The 19,493-nt window shown below is 37.8% G+C and carries 15 protein-coding genes and 1 pseudogene; 2 read left to right on the forward strand and 14 right to left on the reverse strand.

What is annotated here, in order from left to right:
• Window positions 1–437: 437 nt before the first annotated feature.
• On the reverse strand, window positions 438–650 hold the full coding sequence (locus DWA31_RS17015; protein WP_136037971.1) for a hypothetical protein: 213 nt from the start codon (window positions 648–650) through the stop codon (window positions 438–440).
• On the opposite strand from DWA31_RS17015, the gene DWA31_RS01325 reads away from it, so the two are divergent.
• Complete coding sequence (locus DWA31_RS01325; RefSeq protein ID WP_114324881.1) at window positions 591–785, forward strand: cold shock domain-containing protein; 195 nt, start codon at window positions 591–593, stop codon at window positions 783–785. The two genes, DWA31_RS17015 and DWA31_RS01325, sit on opposite strands and share 60 nt — an antisense overlap.
• Window positions 786–1,023: 238 nt before the next feature.
• On the opposite strand, the pseudogene DWA31_RS17815 reads toward DWA31_RS01325, so the two are convergent.
• From DWA31_RS17815 to DWA31_RS01380, 11 genes and pseudogenes are all read right to left on the reverse strand, one after another.
• Window positions 1,024–1,354: pseudogene (locus DWA31_RS17815) on the reverse strand (transposase); the annotation flags it as partial.
• 419 nt (window positions 1,355–1,773) lie between these two features.
• Entirely contained in the window at window positions 1,774–2,805 is a 1,032-nt protein-coding gene (locus tag DWA31_RS01335; RefSeq protein ID WP_114324883.1) for a glucokinase, read from the reverse strand.
• Between the two features lie 65 nt (window positions 2,806–2,870).
• Window positions 2,871–3,389 carry a phosphatase domain-containing protein gene (locus DWA31_RS01340; protein ID WP_114324884.1) on the reverse strand — a complete coding sequence of 173 codons (519 nt, stop codon included), beginning with the start codon at window positions 3,387–3,389 and terminating at the stop codon, window positions 2,871–2,873.
• Window positions 3,390–3,441: 52 nt separating this feature from the next.
• The gene (locus tag DWA31_RS01345) at window positions 3,442–5,064 is read right to left on the reverse strand and encodes a glycoside hydrolase family 30 protein (protein WP_114324896.1); all 1,623 of its coding nucleotides are present in this window, start codon (window positions 5,062–5,064) and stop codon (window positions 3,442–3,444) included.
• Between the two features lie 157 nt (window positions 5,065–5,221).
• Window positions 5,222–5,935: a CBM9 family sugar-binding protein gene (locus DWA31_RS01350; protein WP_245942424.1), complete on the reverse strand. Its 714-nt coding sequence runs from the start codon at window positions 5,933–5,935 to the stop codon at window positions 5,222–5,224.
• Between the two features lie 269 nt (window positions 5,936–6,204).
• Window positions 6,205–7,032, reverse strand: a complete 828-nt coding sequence (locus DWA31_RS01355) for a LytR/AlgR family response regulator transcription factor (RefSeq protein ID WP_114324886.1) — start codon at window positions 7,030–7,032, stop codon at window positions 6,205–6,207.
• Between the two features lie 4 nt (window positions 7,033–7,036).
• On the reverse strand, window positions 7,037–8,215 hold the full coding sequence (locus DWA31_RS01360; RefSeq protein ID WP_210725520.1) for a sensor histidine kinase: 1,179 nt from the start codon (window positions 8,213–8,215) through the stop codon (window positions 7,037–7,039).
• 265 nt (window positions 8,216–8,480) lie between these two features.
• Window positions 8,481–9,473 (reverse strand): glycoside hydrolase family 17 protein, encoded by a 993-nt coding sequence (locus DWA31_RS01365; RefSeq protein ID WP_245942425.1) that lies wholly within the window; start codon window positions 9,471–9,473, stop codon window positions 8,481–8,483.
• The gene (locus DWA31_RS01370; RefSeq protein ID WP_114324887.1) at window positions 9,466–10,353 is read right to left on the reverse strand and encodes a glycoside hydrolase family 17 protein; all 888 of its coding nucleotides are present in this window, start codon (window positions 10,351–10,353) and stop codon (window positions 9,466–9,468) included. Before DWA31_RS01370 ends, DWA31_RS01365 begins: the two co-directional genes overlap by 8 nt.
• Window positions 10,354–10,453: 100 nt before the next feature.
• On the reverse strand, window positions 10,454–13,912 hold the full coding sequence (locus DWA31_RS01375; RefSeq protein WP_114324888.1) for a hypothetical protein: 3,459 nt from the start codon (window positions 13,910–13,912) through the stop codon (window positions 10,454–10,456).
• Window positions 13,913–14,014: 102 nt separating this feature from the next.
• Window positions 14,015–15,439: a malectin domain-containing carbohydrate-binding protein gene (locus DWA31_RS01380; protein ID WP_245942426.1), complete on the reverse strand. Its 1,425-nt coding sequence runs from the start codon at window positions 15,437–15,439 to the stop codon at window positions 14,015–14,017.
• Window positions 15,440–15,801: 362 nt separating this feature from the next.
• Here DWA31_RS01380 and DWA31_RS01385 point away from each other — a divergent pair, with 362 nt between their 5' ends.
• Window positions 15,802–16,881: a glycoside hydrolase family 17 protein gene (locus DWA31_RS01385; RefSeq protein ID WP_114324889.1), complete on the forward strand. Its 1,080-nt coding sequence runs from the start codon at window positions 15,802–15,804 to the stop codon at window positions 16,879–16,881.
• 373 nt (window positions 16,882–17,254) lie between these two features.
• On the opposite strand, the gene DWA31_RS01390 is transcribed toward DWA31_RS01385, so the two are convergent.
• The gene (locus DWA31_RS01390) at window positions 17,255–17,683 is read right to left on the reverse strand and encodes a VOC family protein (RefSeq protein ID WP_114324890.1); all 429 of its coding nucleotides are present in this window, start codon (window positions 17,681–17,683) and stop codon (window positions 17,255–17,257) included.
• 286 nt (window positions 17,684–17,969) lie between these two features.
• Entirely contained in the window at window positions 17,970–19,298 is a 1,329-nt protein-coding gene (locus DWA31_RS01395) for a glycoside-pentoside-hexuronide (GPH):cation symporter (protein ID WP_114324891.1), read from the reverse strand.
• Window positions 19,299–19,493 lie beyond the last annotated feature (195 nt).

The raw sequence follows: 19,493 nt of genomic DNA on the forward strand, positions 1-19,493 counted from the left end.
CACTCTTTATAGCTGCTTTAAAAGCTACCCCAAAGACAATTTATTATGGTGAGTCCTGATGATGGGACTCATTAATATACAATTACTTAGAAGGTATACAACACATAATAACTTACTGATCATAATACCTGATATGTGCAGCAGCACATATTGAATACCTAGGGGTTGAGATTGAGGATGCATTATCCATTTCAGAAGGAACTGAAACATAAAATATTAAAAGTAGCCATCTAGTTGTTAAACTAAACTTGTTGTATTTAGATTAAATACTCTATGGCGCTTTCGCCCCCTGAGTGAAATAGAAATTACATTTTAAGACTAATATTTCTAAATCAATAACGCCTTAATAATTTGGTTATATTCCTTAAGCGTCCTATAGTATTAAGCTCGATCACGGTGAATCTAGAGTAAGATACGTATCTCCACAGAACAGATGATTAGGCATTTTTTAAGCTTTTACCAGCGTATAGTAACAGTGGGATAGTGGCAGTTTCACCAATTAAACCAGCAAGAGACAATGGGTCAAAGCCATCAACAAAAAATGCGAAGATTCTACCAAAAATAACAAGCGCCATAATCAATGCTACTGCATCGTACCAAGCCCTGTTATTACTCCAGAAGACGGAAGTAAAGATTGGTTTGTTCATCATTCAGAAATTCAATCAGGCGGTGAATATGCAACATTGGCTGATGGTCAAGCCGTTGAGTATGAAGAGGGGCAAAGACAGAAAAGCCCATGTGAAAATAAAATTGTTGCAGTTTTAGCCGTAGCACATAACAAATAAGAATAGGTGCCGCGCAGCCGACACCTTATTCGGGTGTTGGACAAGCCCGACGTCGGCTTTATAGTGTAAATAACGATTTGTTTATTGAAGGGATTGCTATCAATTACCTGATCGCACGAAGTTAAGACGGAAAATAAAACATTTTTTGTCCGGTCATTCTTTACTGTTTCATGTGTTACTTTCCCCTCATTTTAAATTACTTACCCTTGCCATTATCCTTATTATATTTGCCTTTGTGCTAGGTCGTTCGTGTAATGCCAATGCAGTGCATTTCATGTTGGCAGCAAGGACAACGTCGAATAGCTCGGGGGCTAGTGATTTCTTTTTTGGGTGTGAGCCAATCGTGAATAGGCATTAATAGCAGTTGAAGATTACCCGTAGCTTTTTAGCACCCGACAATACAGGCCATAATCACGTACTCGCTGTAAAGCTTTGGGCAAAACGTGTTGCAGTATGAGTATTAAGAATTTGAGTGTTGGCAACGTGAGTTGTTTTATTTTGTTCGTTGTACTGTCTTTATAGCGAAAGGTGACCTTGTGTTGGTCATAATGAATAATGTCTTTATCAGGAGTTAAAGACTATATTGTGGCTACAGCTAGCTTGAACTACAGAGCTGGCAGTTAATAAACTTAAAATGGTAAATATATTTTTGAGTTGAACAATTATTATATTTTTCATATTTGTTTAGCCGTTTTTTGTGATGGTATATTTGTTCACTTTGTCAAAAAACATAGTGAACCTAAATGCTTGGAATGTGGTAATTTAATAACGGCTACCAAACTAATGAAAATTTGAATAACATAACTGTAGCGAATAATGGATAAAAAATAAGTGACTCTTTAGTAGTAACGATAGAGCTTTTTAAGTTTTGGTATTGAATCAATTAGAATCGTAAAAAATATAGAAAATGGCAGGCATGGTCGATGATGTGTGTTCGCCCATGCTAGAGTCTGGGATTCAAGCGGGCTACACGTATTAAAAAGAATATTTAAATACTCTTGTATGCTTTATTCGGGGTTAGTGTGAGTTGATTTAAGTACGCTGATGCTCCCAACAAACCTGGTTGTGGCTCTGTAATAATATAGGTAGGTGTTTGTTTGGTAATACCTGATAAGCGCCCTTTCTCTTCAAACCTAACTCTAAAATCACTGTCCTTAATGAAAGTAATAAAATTTGGAACAATACCACCTGCAATATAAACACCGCCTAAGCTACATGACTGCAAAGCTAAGTTACCAGCGAAACTGCCAAGTACTTTACAAAATTGAGATAGCGATTTTACACAAAGCTCACAACTTCCTGATACTGCCTGTTTGCTGATTATTTCTGATGATACTTTGTTTGTTTGACTATATTCTAAAGAACTTCCATTGATAAACAGTAAGGCTTGGTAAATTTGCTCTAACCCATAACCTGATAATAATTGCTCATATGATATACGTTTCTTTGAGTGTTTTAAGTAATCAAATATTTTCAACTCTATGTCATCAACTGGCGCAAAATCAACATGTCCCCCTTCACCACTCACACATTGCCATTTAATCTTATCACTGTTGCTAATCGGTATTAAGTTAGCCACCCCAAGGCCGGTTCCTGGGCCACAAACACTAATAACGTTATTACTAACAGCATTACCACCACCAATTTTAACTTTTTGGCTATCAACTAAGAAAGGGATCGCCATTGCAATGGCCGTGTAATCATTAATAAAAACTAAACTATTAAATTTGAGTTGTTGTTGGAGTTGTTTTTGTGAAAACTGCCATGATAAATTAGTCATGGCTATCCAATCGCTATCAACTGGGCAAGCTATAGCTAAACAAGCATTGATACAATAACCGTCTAATTCTTGCTTATCAATATAGAAGGCTAAAACTTCATATAAGCTATTAAAATTGGCACATTGATAAGTTTCAACGCTTATTATTAGATTGTCTTTATTGGTTTGGCCAATGCGGATATTTGTTCCTCCAATATCCGCAATCAAGCTGATATGCTTATTCTTTTTATACAAATTCATTCTCTATTCCTAAAATACATTTACTATTAAATCTTTCTAATATTATAAAAAGGGTTATCCCCTTTTTATAATGGAAACTGCTTTTCTGAGCTCATCAACTGACTATTTAAATAGTCTAATTGTTTCTTAATTCGTAATGCTTGTGGCCTAACACTTTGTACTTCTCTAATTATTTTATCTACTGGCCAACCGAGTGCTAGCAGTAATAAAGCAATAACGGTGCCTGTTCTCCCTGTTCCTCCTTTACAATGTACGGCAACCACACCTTTATTTTTTAATTGATTTAAGATGATTAATTTATGCTTTTCCCATTGAGATTGAAACGCTTTGCCTGGCGCTTCATCATCAATAATAGGCAGCTGCAACCATTGGATTTGATACATCTTACAAAGTTGTGGAAGTTTTATGGCCTCATTTTCTACCATTTCTTTATCAAACATTAACGTAAGCAACATCGATACATCCTGCTGCTTAAGCTGCTGTATCGACTCTTCAAGGTTAGCCGCCTTAGTTCCTGGGCATGGCGTAAATATTAATTTGGCCCCATTGGCCAAAGCTAATATTTCAAAGGGATGTTTATTCACTGAGTAATGACCTCTTGTTTACGGTGCTAAATTTAGTAATTGTTTGAATAATCTACAACTGAACTCGAACTGTTTGAACTGCATTTGCTGCAATAGTAACTTCTGCATATTGACTACCAATTTGTAATGAATAAGTAATTGGCTCTTTAGTGGTATTAAGTAATTGCACACTGATTAAGCCCGAATCATTCACTGCGGCACTGGCATGTAAAGCATCTTTATCTAGGCCATCTAATTGCTGTTCAATTTGCAAAGCAGTATCTCCAGGCCTAATGGTTTTACTAAATTGTGCCAGTACATGATAGATAGGTGTGTAATAAACCTCACCCGTTTGGGTATCAATCATGATCGGTGCACCACAGAAATTACCAACGTGGTTAGGGCCACCATCTTTATCTAATACAATATTCCAATCTATCCATCCTTCTAGCCAATGATTTAGACTAACGATGATATTACGAGCGTAACGATGTACCGGGGTATATATGGGATGATCTTCGGGTTTTGGTGCCCATGTTGCCGTATATGCCCAGTCAGTTGCATTCTTGTTCCACCAAAACTCATCATTATTAAACCAGTTTTTTTCTTTGAAGCGAACCGGATCTAATATCCCTTCTGGGGCATCTTTTCCTAAATCATCAATGGTACCTTCGGTATGTATAATTGAAAAATTAGGGAATTTTTCATGAACACGATCAAAGACTTCTTCATTCACTTTATTCGTACTCTCGTACCAATGAACCGCTGTGCCGTAGACGTATGGAGCCGTTTCTTGGTCAGCTAAGATCTCATCTGTCCAATGTTCCATATTATCGCGATTTTGATCATAGATAAGTAGTTTGACTTCTTCATGGGCACTTGCTTTTAATTTCGGTCCTAAATGCTCTTTAATAAAAGTGCTTTGTGTTTTAGGCGTGAAATGCATGCTTTCCCATTGACCACTATTACCATGTGGTTCATTTACTGGCGTAAGCGCCCAAATATCAATGCCTTGTTCTTGATAAGCATCAAGGTATTTAATGAGATAGTCGGCATAAGTAGCAACGTATTGTGGCTTTAACTCACCTCCTGTTCCTTGGTGGTTATTGGCCGCTGTCGGTTTGATGTAGTAATCTTCAATATCTTTCATCCACGGCGGCGCGGTCCATGCTGAGGCAACAATTTTTAAATCCTTGTCTTCTTGCTTGTTTTTTATCGCATAAGCCTCTTTTATCATTGGCAATAAATCAAACTGTTCATCTTTAATGCCTTCGTGCTCTTCATTACTAAAGCCATCACTGTCCACATCAATAGTAAATGACGTTAAATTAGCATCGTCTTTACGTTCTGCGTACGAGTATCGACCATTTACGGCAAAGTCTGTTGCGCCAATATGGGTACGGGCAATTGAAAAATTAGCGCCCTTTGCACTGTAAATATTTTCCATCACTTCTGCTCTTTTGTCTTTGTCTAAATGTGCTAAAACAAAGGCTGAAGATTCAGTAAATGAAGTTCCAATACCAATAATTTTTTGTTTTCTCAAGTCGGGCCGTACCACGATAACTTTCCCTGTTGGGATACCTTGATGAAAAGCCAAGTTTTGCTGTGGCGCTATTTTCGCCCCTGCTTCACTGGTGAGTAATATTTCCTTTGTTGTGGAGAGATTATAATTAATATCGCCTGAATTTGTGGTCATTTGTGATCCTTGATTTTGCTGTGTACAGCTAATCAATGTAAAAGAGATTATGGTTGTTAAACAAATTGTTCCTATTAGTTTTGTTTTAATTTTTTTCATTTCTATAATGCTCATGTTATTAGTGACTTAGAAAATACTTAACGACCATGGGGGATAACTATTTAGACAAAATAAGTTTGCCAAACATATCGGCATCTATCCAACCACGATCGGGTGCACCACCAACGGCAGATTCAGAACCAATAAAGTTTTCACGCAATTCACTGCCATCGTTATCACAATAAGCCACCATCAGTCCTATTACCTTGCCAACAGTTAACTCAATCGGTTGATTATCTGTCGCGGCATCTTGGTAATCATCCGTATAGATATCGATGCTTAGCTCCCAAACAACCTTATTACCTTGTTGTTTCCAGCGGCTTTCAACATGATGAGAATAGTTCTGGGCCAATTTATTTGTCCCTATATCAATGGCTTGGTTATCAAGTGACATATGGTAGGCGAACGCATTATGGTTATATTGATGTTCACCACCAGAGAAATCTTCATCGATGAAAATTTCTAAACAATCATCATCCCAATATTGTTTTAATGGGTCGCGATGGCTATCAATTAAGATATCGTCAACAATTTCAGCCATAAAATATAATTTAGATTTAGTCCAAACCACTTTATACCGACCTTGAAAATCTTCTTTTGAAAATTTAGGGCCTAACCAGCGTTGGTTTAAGTTTTGCCATTTAGCTGACTGCCATATATTTTCATTGGCAATACCATCAACTTTAGGCGCCTTTGTAGCGTAAGGTGCATAATAATTTAGTCTATTAGGAGCGTGGCGATCAGCTGCATAAGTGGGCAGCAAAAAAAACATTAAAAATACGTATATTATTTTCAAGCCCGAAGTTATAAATTTACACATTGTCATACAGCTATTCCTAATGAAAAATATCATACCTGCGTTAAAGCAAAAATGATGATTGATTCCTCATCATCTAATCAGACAATAATTAAAACAATAGCATTACGGTAAAGGGGATTTTACACGCGGTAAGTCGGGAAAAAATAGGAAATAAAAAATTTCCCAATAGTGATAAGGAGGATATTGACAACGAGGGGTCATCAATATGTACATCTGTGATACTACATGTCGGTTAAGAAATTCTTGATCACTTCTCGATAATTGCGACTCACTTTGACTTGGTCATATTCTCCCAATTTAAGGAAAAACTCACCTTTGGTATGCGGAATAACTTTTTGAATATAATTAAGGTTAACGATAGTTGAACGATGAACTCGCTTAAACATTTCTGGGTCTAAATCCTCTAACAGTTTTTTTAAGGTACAACGCTTGATATGAGTAACCCCTTCTGCATGCAAACAAACATAATCTCCTGCAGCATCCACCCACTCAATATCCGCTTGCTTTAATAAGGTAATATCATCTCTATCTTTAATAACTATTTTACGTTCAACCTTACCTGTATCTAGCTTTGGCAGGCTCATTTTCTGTTCTGTTGTACTGTTTGAATTTTTTCTTTCATTAATCGTGTCTATCGCGCTAATGATGCGAGATTTGTTTAACGTATGCTCTCCTGTTTTACAATGTAATAAGGCTAAGGCCCATTGAGTGGCTCGTTGAATACGCTCTTCATCAATCGGTTTAAGAATATAATCTACTGCGTGTACGTCAAATGCATCTAAGGCATATTGTTCAAATGCGGTAGTAAACACCACCATAGGCACAATATCCGACTGCAGTTTTTTTATCACGTCAAAACCATCAATGCCCGGCATTTGTATATCTAAAAAAATCAAATCTGGCGCTAAATCCATCGTTGCTGCAATAGCTTCTCGACCGTTTTTACATTCGGCAATAATGTCAATTTCAGGAATTTTAGTTAACTTAGCACGTAAAAGACTAAGCGCTAATGGCTCATCATCAACAATAATTGTTCTTAATTTAGTCATAAAGTTAACTCATTGTTATTGAATTTTGTACTGGATCGTCAGTGATTTTTGTCTCTATACATTCAAAAGGAAGCTTAATAATAGTTTTTAAACCGCTTGAAGGCATAATATTGAGATTAAATACATAGTCGTCTGCATATAATACTTTAAGTCGTTCATCTATATTTCGCAAGCCAACACCTCGACTCGCTTCTCCTTTGACTTTATTTCTATCAATCCTTGCCCCTGAGCCGGTATCACTTAACGTTAACACTAACATGTCACTCACAACTTCAGCACGTAAACTGATTGTGCCGCCTTCTTCATTTTTGGCTATGACATGTTTCATTGAGTTTTCAATAATAGGTTGTATAAGCAAACTTGGAATTAATGCTGATTTAGCTTGTTCAGAGATTTGAAAATCTAGATTTAGGCGCTCACCAAAACGTGTTTTCTCTATTTCCAAATATAAATTAAGCGCAATGATTTCAAACTCTAACGCTATTTTAGTATCCGGATTATTATCCAAGGAATAGCGTAAGAATTTACTTAACTGCACTGTCATTAGCTGGGCTTTTTCTGATAATTCGCATTCAATCAAAGAGTTAATAGCATTGAGTGTATTACAAAGAAAATGTGGGTTTAGCTGATACCGTAGCATTTTTATTTTTGCGTCTCTCGCAACAGATTGTGCACTTAACCTTTTTAATTGCTCCGATTTTGCTTCAGCTTCTTTTTTCAACATGATCTTATGTTCAAATTGCAATAACTGATAATAACGGATGCCATGAAAAAAGCCTGTCCAACAAAAATAAATAAAGATACTACTAAAAAACCAGCCACCAAACTCGTCCCAATGCCCCTCAGATCCCACCAGTTTTATATAAAGCTCTACTCTAATGACTGTCCAGACAAAAGAAATTATTAGTACCGAGGCAATACTTAAAAAAACTCTGGTAAAAATAGGCGCATGCCAACACCTCATAAAAATCCAGTAAAGTGGCATAGAAAACACTATACCAACAATAGATTGAGAAAAAGTATGACTAAGGTGCTCTACATCAATTTGAACATACCAGAGGGTTAACGAAACTAGACTAATTAATGAAACGAAAGACCAAAAACAGATTTGTAAAAACCAAAATAGATAAACAGGCTTTTTTGAAATAATTTTATTTATACGTAATAGTGGGTTATCAGACATGTTTCCCCCGAAATCATCTTCAATCATACTACTCCTTCCTTTACCAATGGTCGAATAAAAATTTCCCAGCTATCGCTGTTAAAGTCCGTTTCATCTCATCAATGCAAAAAGCCCGTGACTATAACATGCTGGATAGATAGGTAAAGTTTAGTTTAGTTAACTTAGGGAATGCCATAAATGGCAAAATCCCAACCATTATAAAAGTCTATTACGACGCTTATAACGACTGGGAAATTATTTTATTATTTATAAAAATAAAAAGTCGCTAGGCAACTTCATTATTTTTGCTGAGTTCTACAACTGTATTTGGATAAATGTCTTTCATTACCAATTTTGGCGTGCGATCGACCTTAAATAATCCCCAGTGCTTTTCAGGCTCAAGTTGATCAGGAGAGCCCTTCCAAGGCTCGTCAAACGCTTCAAAGACAAAGGTCAAAATTTTCTCTTCTGTGGTCCACGCAAGCAATTGTTCATAATAATGTGCTTGTAGTTCTTCATTAGCATTCCACGGTTCTATACCTCGGCCATTTGAAGCGGTTGTCCAGCCAGCCTCGGTAATGATCACCGGGGTATCTGGATAATGATTTGCCACACTATAATAATTTTGCTTGGTGTACTCGAGCGCATCTTCCATTGTTCTAAACTCCCACGCAGGATACGTATGGATAGAGATGAAATCTAATACTTCCACCAGAGGCTCTAATTTGTAGGTCCACGGCACGTAGTTTTCACAAAAGGTAACGGGTTGGTGAATTTCTTTTTTTATTTGTTTAACATAAGTCACTAATCTATCAACAGGTACCATGTGATCAGTCCATTCGACACTTGCTTCATTACCCACAGAGACTGAAAAAACAATGTCGTCATACTTTTTCGAAAGCTCGATCATTTTATGAATTTCATTACAGTTTTTCTGTCTATTAGCATTAATGACTTCTTCACTAAAATCAGCTCCCCAAGGGCAATGAGGGTTGCTCATTTCTGCTGCCATATCAACACCAAGCATTACTTTAAAATGTAATTTTTCAGTGCGAATAACATCTAAAACAAGTTCGGCATGTGGGCCACAATCGTAAATTCGGAGGTAGCTCCAGTTTTCTTTCAAAATAAGTAAATCTTCTTTAACTTCTTTATAGCTCGGGTAAAGGCCTTCTCTTGGATTTTGCCCTTCTCGATAACCCGAATAACAAATAGCATTGGCGTGAGCCAAATTCATCGAACTAATAGTTGCAACTTTATCACTGTGTTTCTTAAACATATTTTAAATTCCCGTCTTTATCCCAAAGGCCCCAATGCGCGCCAACACCGCCTTCATCTTCCACTTTCCACACCTCATCAAAGGATGAAAAATAAAACACATCAATATCATCTTCTTCTGCCCACTGATACGTACCAAGAAAATACTTGATGGCGTTTTCATAAGAGGGTACCGCGCCCCATTCTTCTGGGCCTTCGCTTGGCCAACCGGTTTCAGTAATAATAACTCTTTTACCTTTACCCGCTTTGATTGCGCGTCGATACATGTCTTTCATGTAGAGAATGGAATACTCAAGTGCACAACCTTCCCAAAATGGATAACAGTTAGCCAAGATCACATCGCAGGCATCGGTAATATTAGGATGTACTTCAAATTCGTAATAAGCATCGACATATCCTACCTCTATACCCGGTAAGGCTGCTTTTACACGATTAATGTATGCTATTAATTGCGCTTCAGTTAAATCTTCACGCAGTAATACTTCATTACCAACGGCGACAATATCGGCATAACCTTGTTTAGCCACTGCTATAACGTTATTGATCTCTTTTTCATTATTCTCTAAATCATCATTAAGCCATGCACCCACCAAGGTTTTTAATCCCTGTTGTTTGGCGATTTTTGGAATATTTTCATTGCCTTCAGTACAAGAAAAAGATCGAACCCAATTAATGCTTGGCGAAATAACAGCTAAACGCTCTGATATTTGAGCTTCTGTTATCATGGTTCCTGGCCCTTGTCCTTCGACATAAGGGCTAAAGGAAATACCATGAATTTTATTCTCAAGGACCTCAGTAACGCCACTTTGCAATGCTTCGCGAGAAGAATGAGCAACATTCATTCCCGCTAAAGACATGTATTTATTGTATTTACTCGACATGTTCGTCTCCGATAACAATCGTTGTAGATAAATATTATTGAAGGTGCAATTACTCGCACCTTCTTTAATAGATCAACCTAATCATTTGTTCTAACAGCTATTAATAAAATAAATGGTCAGTTGATATGGTTAATGTTAATTGCTGTATTTGACCGCTTCGAAGAAACAGCTCTGAACTTTCTTTAGCGGGTAATCCTAATTGTGAAAGGGTTTGTTGTTCACCATTTTTATAAGTAACGATTAAAGAAGGCTCTACCTCATCATTAAGTTGATAAACAATAGGCACCTGACACCAAGTAAAAGCAAGTGCCTTTGCCGGCACGATAATTTCTTGCCAGTTGTTATCGACATCTAGATAGCGGAACGGTTTTGACTCTTCAATGAACTCACATGATTGAAGTAAGTTTGGCATAAAAGACACTTGACCTTCTTTCACGCGAACGCCTAGTTCACCAAAACGAGATAAGATTTCTTCTTTTACTTGTCCTGTCATACCCGGTTGTTGAGCGCCGGCATGTTTAGGGGTATGTGAGTATGGGTCCATTGGAAACGCACCATACTCTTGCGGTGTTTTATTAAAACCAATACCGTCACGAACACGGTAATATAAACTGGCCATTTGCCTTGTAGTTTCATCACTTTCACCTTGATCTAGACAAGTAAAAAAGTTTTCTTCAACAGCTATTAATAACTTAGACACCATGTGCCAGTAGATACAGCCCAAACCTTCAAAACCAAACATGCCACCAGAGCGGCCAGTAAAGGCTTGATGATTAAATGTTTGTTCATAAAGGGCTAAAATCGCCTCTTTATTACCAGCAAGCGCACTTGGATATTGCTCTTTAAGCTCAGTTAATTGCTCAGCTAAGACATTGCTATTGGTTATCTGGGCATTAAAACGATATTCGCCATCAACGTCTTGTAAAATAAGTTGTTCGTCACCCTGCTCAAGCATTTGTTGTAACAAAGCGATGGTTTGTACTTGCTCAGCACAGACACAGTTTTTTTCTAAAAAGCTTGGTAATTTTCTATCGGGATAGAGCATAAAGGTATTTTGATCGGGGCGATAAACATCACTAGCAAAAAGCGCTTCTACTACAGAGACTACTTGTTGGGGTTTAAGTGCCCCTGAGCTTAATGCTGCAACCTGACCTTCCAACATTGGATATAAGTCTTTTACTGTAGAAGTATCATTTTCTAGACTCAATAAGTTATAAGCATTATATAATCCGTCAGCGCGTTCATTTGTTTCAATGGTATGTTCAATCGCTTGTAGAGCATCCTTTAACATTGAAGTGATTTGACTGACCTTTTGTGATACTTGGCCACTAAAGCCTTCTTGCTTATAGATGGTTTCACGATAATGGCTCGCAGCCATGCCTAATTCTGCAGTACTTTGATAGCGTACTTCAGGACTAACGGGTTCACCGGTTAACTGTGAAGCTAAGTTATTAAGCGCTGCTGCGGTTTCTAACAACCATATATTAACTTCAACTGAGATCATTACATCTTGGCTTTCATTAGCGAGTAAGTCTTGGAAAAAGCAGATATAACGACGCAAGTAACATAGAGTGACCATAGATAAGCCCTGTCCTACTAAGGCGTTATTGGCATCATTCCATTCAGGTCTTTGGGTATTAAGCCAAATGCCGCCATCAATCACTAAATTCCCCAGTTTAGATAGCAAAGGAACTAATAATTTTTCCAGTAAATTAACCTGATACACATCGCCATTGGCATCCAATACTAATTTTCCATCAGCGCCTATGGTTTCGACTCGTTGTTCAATTTTAACAGACAATTCTTCATCGTAAGTCACTGTGCTTTTGGCGTTTTCAACCAAATTATCAAACGACTTGATACGATAAGGCACATTGGCATAACTGAAAATGGTTTGGCGCAGCATTTCACTGAGTTTATCTGGATGAAATTGATTCGACAGTTCTAGCATTTTTTGCAAGTAGATAATTTGATGGTCGCCCCAGTAGCCAATATAGCTCCACGGATCATCCGGCTCTTCAACTTCCCAATCTATGCCTTCTTTGGTGATTCTATAAGGGTTATAGCCATCCATTGTCGAAGCATTAACAAACTTAGCGACAACACTTTCAATAAATTGCGGATAGCTATAAGTTAACGCTTCCCAGTTTTGGAAGATATCTCGCCAGTTTCCTTGGTAAGTTAATAGGCGATTGTTGTTTTCATCAACCAATTTAATGGCAAACTGGTTCCATGGTCGACTCGGGTCACCGTGACGGCGACCAAATGAAATAGGCAGGTATTCACTGCTTAACCGCTCAAGTTGACTATCACCTGTTGCTTTAATTGCTTCCAGTAAATCAGCAAAGTTTAGTTTTTCCGGTAAATTGTCTAAAAGTGCTTGGTTACGCTGGTAAACCTGATGATTAAATAAATCAATAGTCGTAGAAAAGTCCTGCGAAGAGATCATGTACTGATCATCAAAAACGCCACCGCGTAAGGTATTAAATAGCACATTAGCATAATGATGCTCAGAAACGCTTTCTTCACCGGTTAGTTGGAAACCATCAACAGAAGCCATAATACGGGCTAACTCGTCAGAGCCATTTGCTATCGAATTCTGTATGTCATTACTAAGTTTATCACCATCATTTAGTTGACGACGCAAGGCGACAGATTGACTTTGACTCTGTTCTACATTGGCAACTAGTTGCCATTTTTTAATAGCATTAGGCGCGAGTTCAATCGTGGTATTGACTAAGAAGGCACCTCGAATACCACGTTTAGTCAATTCCTGTTCAACCTGTTCACCACTGCGAAATGCCGCTAATTGCTCAGATGAGAGTAAAATATTGGTATTATCTAAACCGAGACAGAAAACTGTATTGGTTTTCAATGACTCACAAGGTTCTGCTCTATCAGTAATGCCCGAGAATAGGGTGAAAAAGGCAAGGCCAGAGCTCTCATCTAACTCAGTCCATTTATAAGCATCAACTAAATTACTCGAATTCGTTTGAGTAAAACGCGGTGTGCCGGCGGGTAAAATATTTTGAAAGCCATCGATAAGTTCAATACTTAATGGTTTATCAGACGTATTACTAGATAAGTTTTCTAATTCACATTGACGAACAAAACCATATTTGTCACTGGTCGCCCAGGTATAACGAAAGGCCAGTTGCAAGTCATTATGAATCTCTTCAAAGCAAAGCTTGTTGCCTAAAACATTCTTGTATAAGTTTCTGGTGATATCAAAGCGAAGTTCATGTTCACGGTTGAAGGGTTCCCAGTCAATTTTTTCACTGTCACTATTGACGCGTAAAAGGGTTTTACAACCAGTGTGCAGATCACTTTCGTGAATTCTGTCTACGGTAATATAAGGAAACAAGGCGGTTTCCGGAGATACTCTACCAGCGGTCAGACCGCCAGTAGATGAAACAAATAACCAATGATCGCTATTTGAAATAACACTGACAAAAAATGGTGCCATCTTGTTGACATTATTAATGGCATAAAATCTCTCATCACCCATAGTGACAAATTCGCCCGTTACTTGTTTGTTGTTTGTATTACATATTTTCATTTTAATTCCTACGTACATACCTAAATAAAAAAGGTATCTTTACTGTTCTAAATAATTTTATGATGTGAATAAATGAGCGATTTATTCATTGGTATCAAACGTTCATTTTGCTAAAGGTTTAAATATTCTGACATAGTCAACTTCCATTGAGACTGGGAAAATACTATCGTCGATAGGCCCTCCTGCTTTTCCCCACATACCACCAATAGCGAGATTTAGGATGATGTGATAAGGATGATCATAAGGCCAGCCACGCCAGCCACTAGACTCGTTGGTATAAAAGAAATAGGGGGTGTTATCAAAGAATACGGTGATATTTTCTGGGGTCCACTCGACAGAGTAAAGATGAAAAGCTTGTTCAACATTTTTTCCTTCGATACTGCCTTTTCGTTGTTCCCAGTTCGCCCAATAATAGGCTTTGTTATGTGCGGTGCCGTGAATGGTTTGCATGTCGTAACCCACATGCTCCATGATGTCTATTTCACCTGAGTTTGGCCAAGCGTCACACGTTGAACTGCCTTGCCAATTTTCATTTACTTGACATGTTGTTGCATACTTATAAGGGTTACTAGGTAACATCCAGATCGCTGACCACGTTCCTTGTCCTGCAGGCAGTTTAGCGCGAACGTCAACGCGCCCGTATAGAAAGTCGCCTTTTCCCTGAGAGTGAATTCTGCCAGAGGTATATTCTGCATTACCGTATGTCTCTTTATCAGCGGTAATAACTAGGTTACCATCTTTCACATAAACGTTTTTCAGACTATCAGTATAGGTTTGATCTTCACTATTAACCTTTCGAGCAGGCCAAATATCATAACTCCATTTACTTGGGTCGGGCTTACCCTGATAGTCAAACTCATCATTCCATACCAATTTCCATTGGTGAGTATTCATAGTTTTTTTACGCACAATCAATGCATTAAGGATTGGCTGCCCTTTGATAGCTTGAAAACTAATATCTAGCTGACCATCAGTCACTTCAACATTGTAAACAGCTCGCACTAGGGCTGACTTGTGCTTGCCATCTCGGGCAAGCTTTACATCTAAATCATCAATGATTAATTGTTGCTCAGCAAAAATGTCAAATACTCTTGCGCCACTTGCAATATTTTCAGGCTCGGCAAATTTAAAAATAATGTCATAACGACCATTTTCAATGGCCTTGTTTATCGCTAAATCACCCGTTTTATAAGACTGGTAAATAAAGCTATCTTGTGAGCCTTTTATATCTTCAATCTTGCCAACATCACCAATAATTGAAGATGAATCTGCCTGATAGGTTATGCCATCAACACCAACGTACTGTTTGCCGCCAACATTTACAGCCCAAACAACGTCGTTACTATTTTGGAAATATCCACTTTCTTTACCCGCTTTGCTTCCAACAATGCTTTTGACATTGTTATCAACTGAAAGCAGGTTAGAATCATGAGCCTGATTATTATCTTCATCGCTTGTAAAAATACAACCAACAAGCATTACAGGCATCAATATTGATACCAAGGTCAATAATAAAGTGTTGTTCATATATTTATTTCTCATGCTATTGATGCTCCAAATTAATAACGGCAACTCATTTAATTACTATTATTTATTAGCAATACTGAAAGCAACAATAAGGGAACTAAAATGTATCGCAATCAAAACTCGGCAAAGTGGACTGGATTTGCGATAAAACGACACTCTAATGTCATGAGAATGAATCAGGTTCACATAAACTTCAGATGTTCATCGAAGATAAGTTACCCCCATTCCTATATAGAAATGAGGAACATTGCTTAAAAAGCACACTTCACCTCTTCTCTAGCCCACCTGAACCTTTGTCACTTGTATTTATTCAAAGCACATGTCATTTTTTTCTATTGATAACTGAAAATAGAAGATTTTGTATGATCACATCCAATACATCCATTAACCCAAACTTTCAATCAGTAACAACAAGCAATAGCCGAACGGTATATATAATTTTTTTAAACCGTGCAATGTTGATCCTGGCACTACTGTTAATCCCTTTAGTTCAGGCGGGTGAAAAATTTAAACAATATTCTGATAGCCTTCTTCAAGGAGAAACTATCGCAGTTGCCTATTCAGGGTTTCGAGTAGGACAACATCCAGATCGCGGCGAAGGTGCAATCAACCCCAGTGATACACAAATTCTTGAAGATTTGAATATTTTACTAAGCCATGATTTAAACTTGATACGCCTTTATGACTCAGGTGAAAATTCGGCTATGACATTAAAAATCATCAAGCAGAATAAACTGCCTATCAAGGTGTTATTGGGAATGTGGTTAGAAGCTGAGGTAAGCAATCACGAAGGTTGTGCCTGGTTAGAACTTCCTATTCCTGAGTCGGAACTCTCTGCTAATAAATTAAGCAATATGAGAGAAATTCAACGGGGCATTAAACTGTCAAAAAATTATTCAGACATAGTGATTGCCGTCAATGTAGGTAACGAAGCTTTAGTTGATTGGAATGACCATATGGTGACACTAAACAGTATCATTAGTTATGTTCGACAAGTTAAACAAAGTATTAGTCAACCAGTCACCGTTGCTGATAATTACGAGTGGTGGATTCGTGATGGCGCACCACTGGCTGCGGAAGTAGACTTTATCGGCGTACACACTTACCCTGCTTGGGAAGGAAAAACAATAGCACAAGCCCTCGCCTATACCATAGAAAATATCGAAAATGTACATCAAGCCTTGCCCAATAAACCGATAACTATATTAGAAGGCGGTTGGGCTACTACCGGTAAAGAATTTGCTAAGCAAGCCAGTGAAGCGAATCAGAAACGTTATTTTAATGACATCAAAAAATGGGCAAAAAAAACTAATACCACCTTTTTCTTTTTCGAGGCATTTGATGAGCCATGGAAAGGCAACCCTGATAATCTCGATGGTGCTGAAAAACACTGGGGTTTATTCAATGTCGATAGAAGCCCAAAAAAAGTACTGGGTAAATAACCATATACGGGATAAGCAGCACAGATTCGTTGTCTGTTTTTCCCGTTGTTATACCAAGTCCATTAAGTTATTTCCCACTCAGCGAGAATTAAAAGGCTTAGAGGCAAGGCATTGATTGAAGAAAATGGTTACTCAGGAGAATATGCTCCTGCATTCTCTAATAAGCTACGTCCTTGTAGCGCCATTATCAAAATCAATAACGATGTATGTAAGCCTTTTAAACTCGCCCTTGGGAGCTTGTCAGAAAAGCAATAACTGCACAAATTTGTTAAATATAGAATGACTATACCAGCACAAATTTTATTTGTTATAACTTCTCTGACATAGCTCTGAGGTGGGTATAAATTTAATGGAATTGGTATTAGTTGAGGTTTTATTCTATGACTAGACTTCCATCTTCATTGAACTCCCAACAATCACCAAATGCTACTTCCCATAAATACCCATCAGGATCTGAAAAGTAACCACTGTAGCCACCCCAAAAAACATCTTGAGCTGGTTTTTCGATATTACCACCAGAATTCTTAGCTAATTCCAATACCGCATCGACCTCTATTTTAGATCGAGTATTGTGAGCCAATGTCACACCTGAGAAACCAGAACGATTTGAATTAAAGCTAGGAGATACATCTTTTGCTAGTTCACCTAAAGGGTACAAAGCTAAGCACACGCCACCAGTTTTGAAAAAAATAATTCCATCTTCTGGTTTTTTCGACGATGGGAAGCCAAGAGCCGTATAAAAATCAAAGGATCTTTTCAAATTTTTCACACCTAAAGTGATGATACTAATACGTGGTTCCATTAGTCAAATCCTTATATTTATTTAAAAAACTTGCCTATGTAGATCAATTAGGAAAAGTACAATATTGACAAAGAACGTCATTCCAGTAGTGTTTTAGGCTGACGTCACATGGATGTGACCTATTAGTGAATGCAGGACGCACATTCTCCTGAATCCAAGCAAAAAAAATGGATCTTCGACAAAACACTTCGATGACGATATCAATAATCTCCTGATAGAGCAGCATAATCATTTTTACGTTAAGTTCTAAATGTCATAAGGAATCATTAGACTACTTAATACATTACTAACTAGTTTTTCCATTCAATTCAAAATGTATCTGTTCTACTTTCGCTTTATTAAGCATATAGCCACGCATCACCCAAGCGACCAGAATTGAACCAAAGGCAGGATAGACAGTAAATGACAACAAGATCCCTTGTTTAGTCGTTTCTGTCTGTTCTACATCTGCCTGATAACCATAATAGGCCAGTAACCAGCCTGCGAAAGCACCACCAAAGGCAACACCTAATTTGATAAAAAACACCACGGCAGAATAGATCATGCCGGTAATGCGTATGCCGGTCTTCCAATGACCATAGTCTATGGTGTCAGCCATCTTTGCCCACAATAGTGGTGTCGCCATCTGTAGAAAGAAGCTCCATAGAAAAAATAACGCAAACGCTGTAACAACCTGCTCTTTAGGAATGAAATAGCTAATAACACAGATGAATGCCGCGATGAGTTGCAAGCTGATGTAGGCCTTGATCTTACAAACTCTTTTAGCGAGAAATTGAGCACAAGCACAGCCTAAGATACTACCAATCATGCCGAGGGTGATAAATAAAGTAATTTGCTCTTCAAGTCCAAGTACATATTTCACATAATAGATGGCTAATGTTGCCCTTAACACCTGTCCCGTTAATAAAAACAAACCGGCTAGACACAATATTCGCCATTGATCATTTTTCCAAAGTGATTTTAAATCATCAAAAAACGATGATTTTTGCCCTTCAGGCACTGATACACGTTCTTTCGTGCCGCTAAAGCATAATAAAAACATCACCACACCTAAAAGGCTCATAGCGGTCATTGTTAACTGATAGCCTTTGGCTTTATCGCCATTACCAAAGTACTCGACTAATGGCAAAGTGCCTGAGGCGACAATTAGACCACCTAACATGCCCAGAACAAAACGATAGGTTTGCACTGATACACGTTCAGAAGGCTGATCTGTTAAAACACCACCTAACGCTGAATACGGAATATTTATTGCGGTATAGGCCATCATCAGTAATGTGTAGGTAACGAAGGCGTAAATCACTTTAGCGTTGCCAGTTAAGTCTGGTGTGGTGAATGCCATAATGGAAATAATACCAAAAGGCAGAGCGAGCCAGAGTAAGTAAGGTCTAAATTGGCCAAAACGCGTTTTAGTGCGGTCAGCAAGAGCGCCCATCAGCGGATCTGTTATCGCATCAAATAAACGCACAACTAAAAACATCGTGCCTACAATGGCGGGGGAAATACCCACAACATCGGTATAGAAAATTAACAGGAACATCATCACTGTTTGGAAAATAATATTACTGGCGGTATCACCTAAGCCATAAGCTATTTTTTCTCTAACGGTTAACATAAGATCTCTCTTTGAATAAATTAAATGAAATCAATTAAATAATATAAATCGCTTACCTATATAAGCATTGATGATTAATAGTTCATAAATATGAAAGGTGATATTTATAGGGCTTGGAGATAATAAACCCTATAAAAAAATAGGCCCATATCGCAAAACAATATAGGCCTATTCATTTACACTACTAAAGTACGA

This window comes from Candidatus Colwellia aromaticivorans (assembly GCF_003333305.1).
Classification (GTDB): Bacteria; Pseudomonadota; Gammaproteobacteria; order Enterobacterales; family Alteromonadaceae; genus Colwellia; species Colwellia aromaticivorans.

Coding starts and splice junctions, on each gene's coding strand:
- DWA31_RS01370 (WP_114324887.1), bottom strand. CDS start 10,353: ATGTCGAGTAAATACAATAAATACATGTCTTTAGCGGGAATGAATGTT.
- DWA31_RS17015 (WP_136037971.1), bottom strand. CDS start 650: ATGATGAACAAACCAATCTTTACTTCCGTCTTCTGGAGTAATAACAGG.
- DWA31_RS01365 (WP_245942425.1), bottom strand. CDS start 9,473: ATGTTTAAGAAACACAGTGATAAAGTTGCAACTATTAGTTCGATGAAT.
- DWA31_RS01385 (WP_114324889.1), top strand. CDS start 15,802: ATGATCACATCCAATACATCCATTAACCCAAACTTTCAATCAGTAACA.
- DWA31_RS01355 (WP_114324886.1), bottom strand. CDS start 7,032: ATGACTAAATTAAGAACAATTATTGTTGATGATGAGCCATTAGCGCTT.
- DWA31_RS01350 (WP_245942424.1), bottom strand. CDS start 5,935: ATGTTTTTTTTGCTGCCCACTTATGCAGCTGATCGCCACGCTCCTAAT.
- DWA31_RS01380 (WP_245942426.1), bottom strand. CDS start 15,439: ATGAACAACACTTTATTATTGACCTTGGTATCAATATTGATGCCTGTA.
- DWA31_RS01345 (WP_114324896.1), bottom strand. CDS start 5,064: ATGACCACAAATTCAGGCGATATTAATTATAATCTCTCCACAACAAAG.
- DWA31_RS01395 (WP_114324891.1), bottom strand. CDS start 19,298: ATGTTAACCGTTAGAGAAAAAATAGCTTATGGCTTAGGTGATACCGCC.
- DWA31_RS01360 (WP_210725520.1), bottom strand. CDS start 8,215: ATGTCTGATAACCCACTATTACGTATAAATAAAATTATTTCAAAAAAG.
- DWA31_RS01375 (WP_114324888.1), bottom strand. CDS start 13,912: ATGAAAATATGTAATACAAACAACAAACAAGTAACGGGCGAATTTGTC.
- DWA31_RS01335 (WP_114324883.1), bottom strand. CDS start 2,805: ATGAATTTGTATAAAAAGAATAAGCATATCAGCTTGATTGCGGATATT.
- DWA31_RS01390 (WP_114324890.1), bottom strand. CDS start 17,683: ATGGAACCACGTATTAGTATCATCACTTTAGGTGTGAAAAATTTGAAA.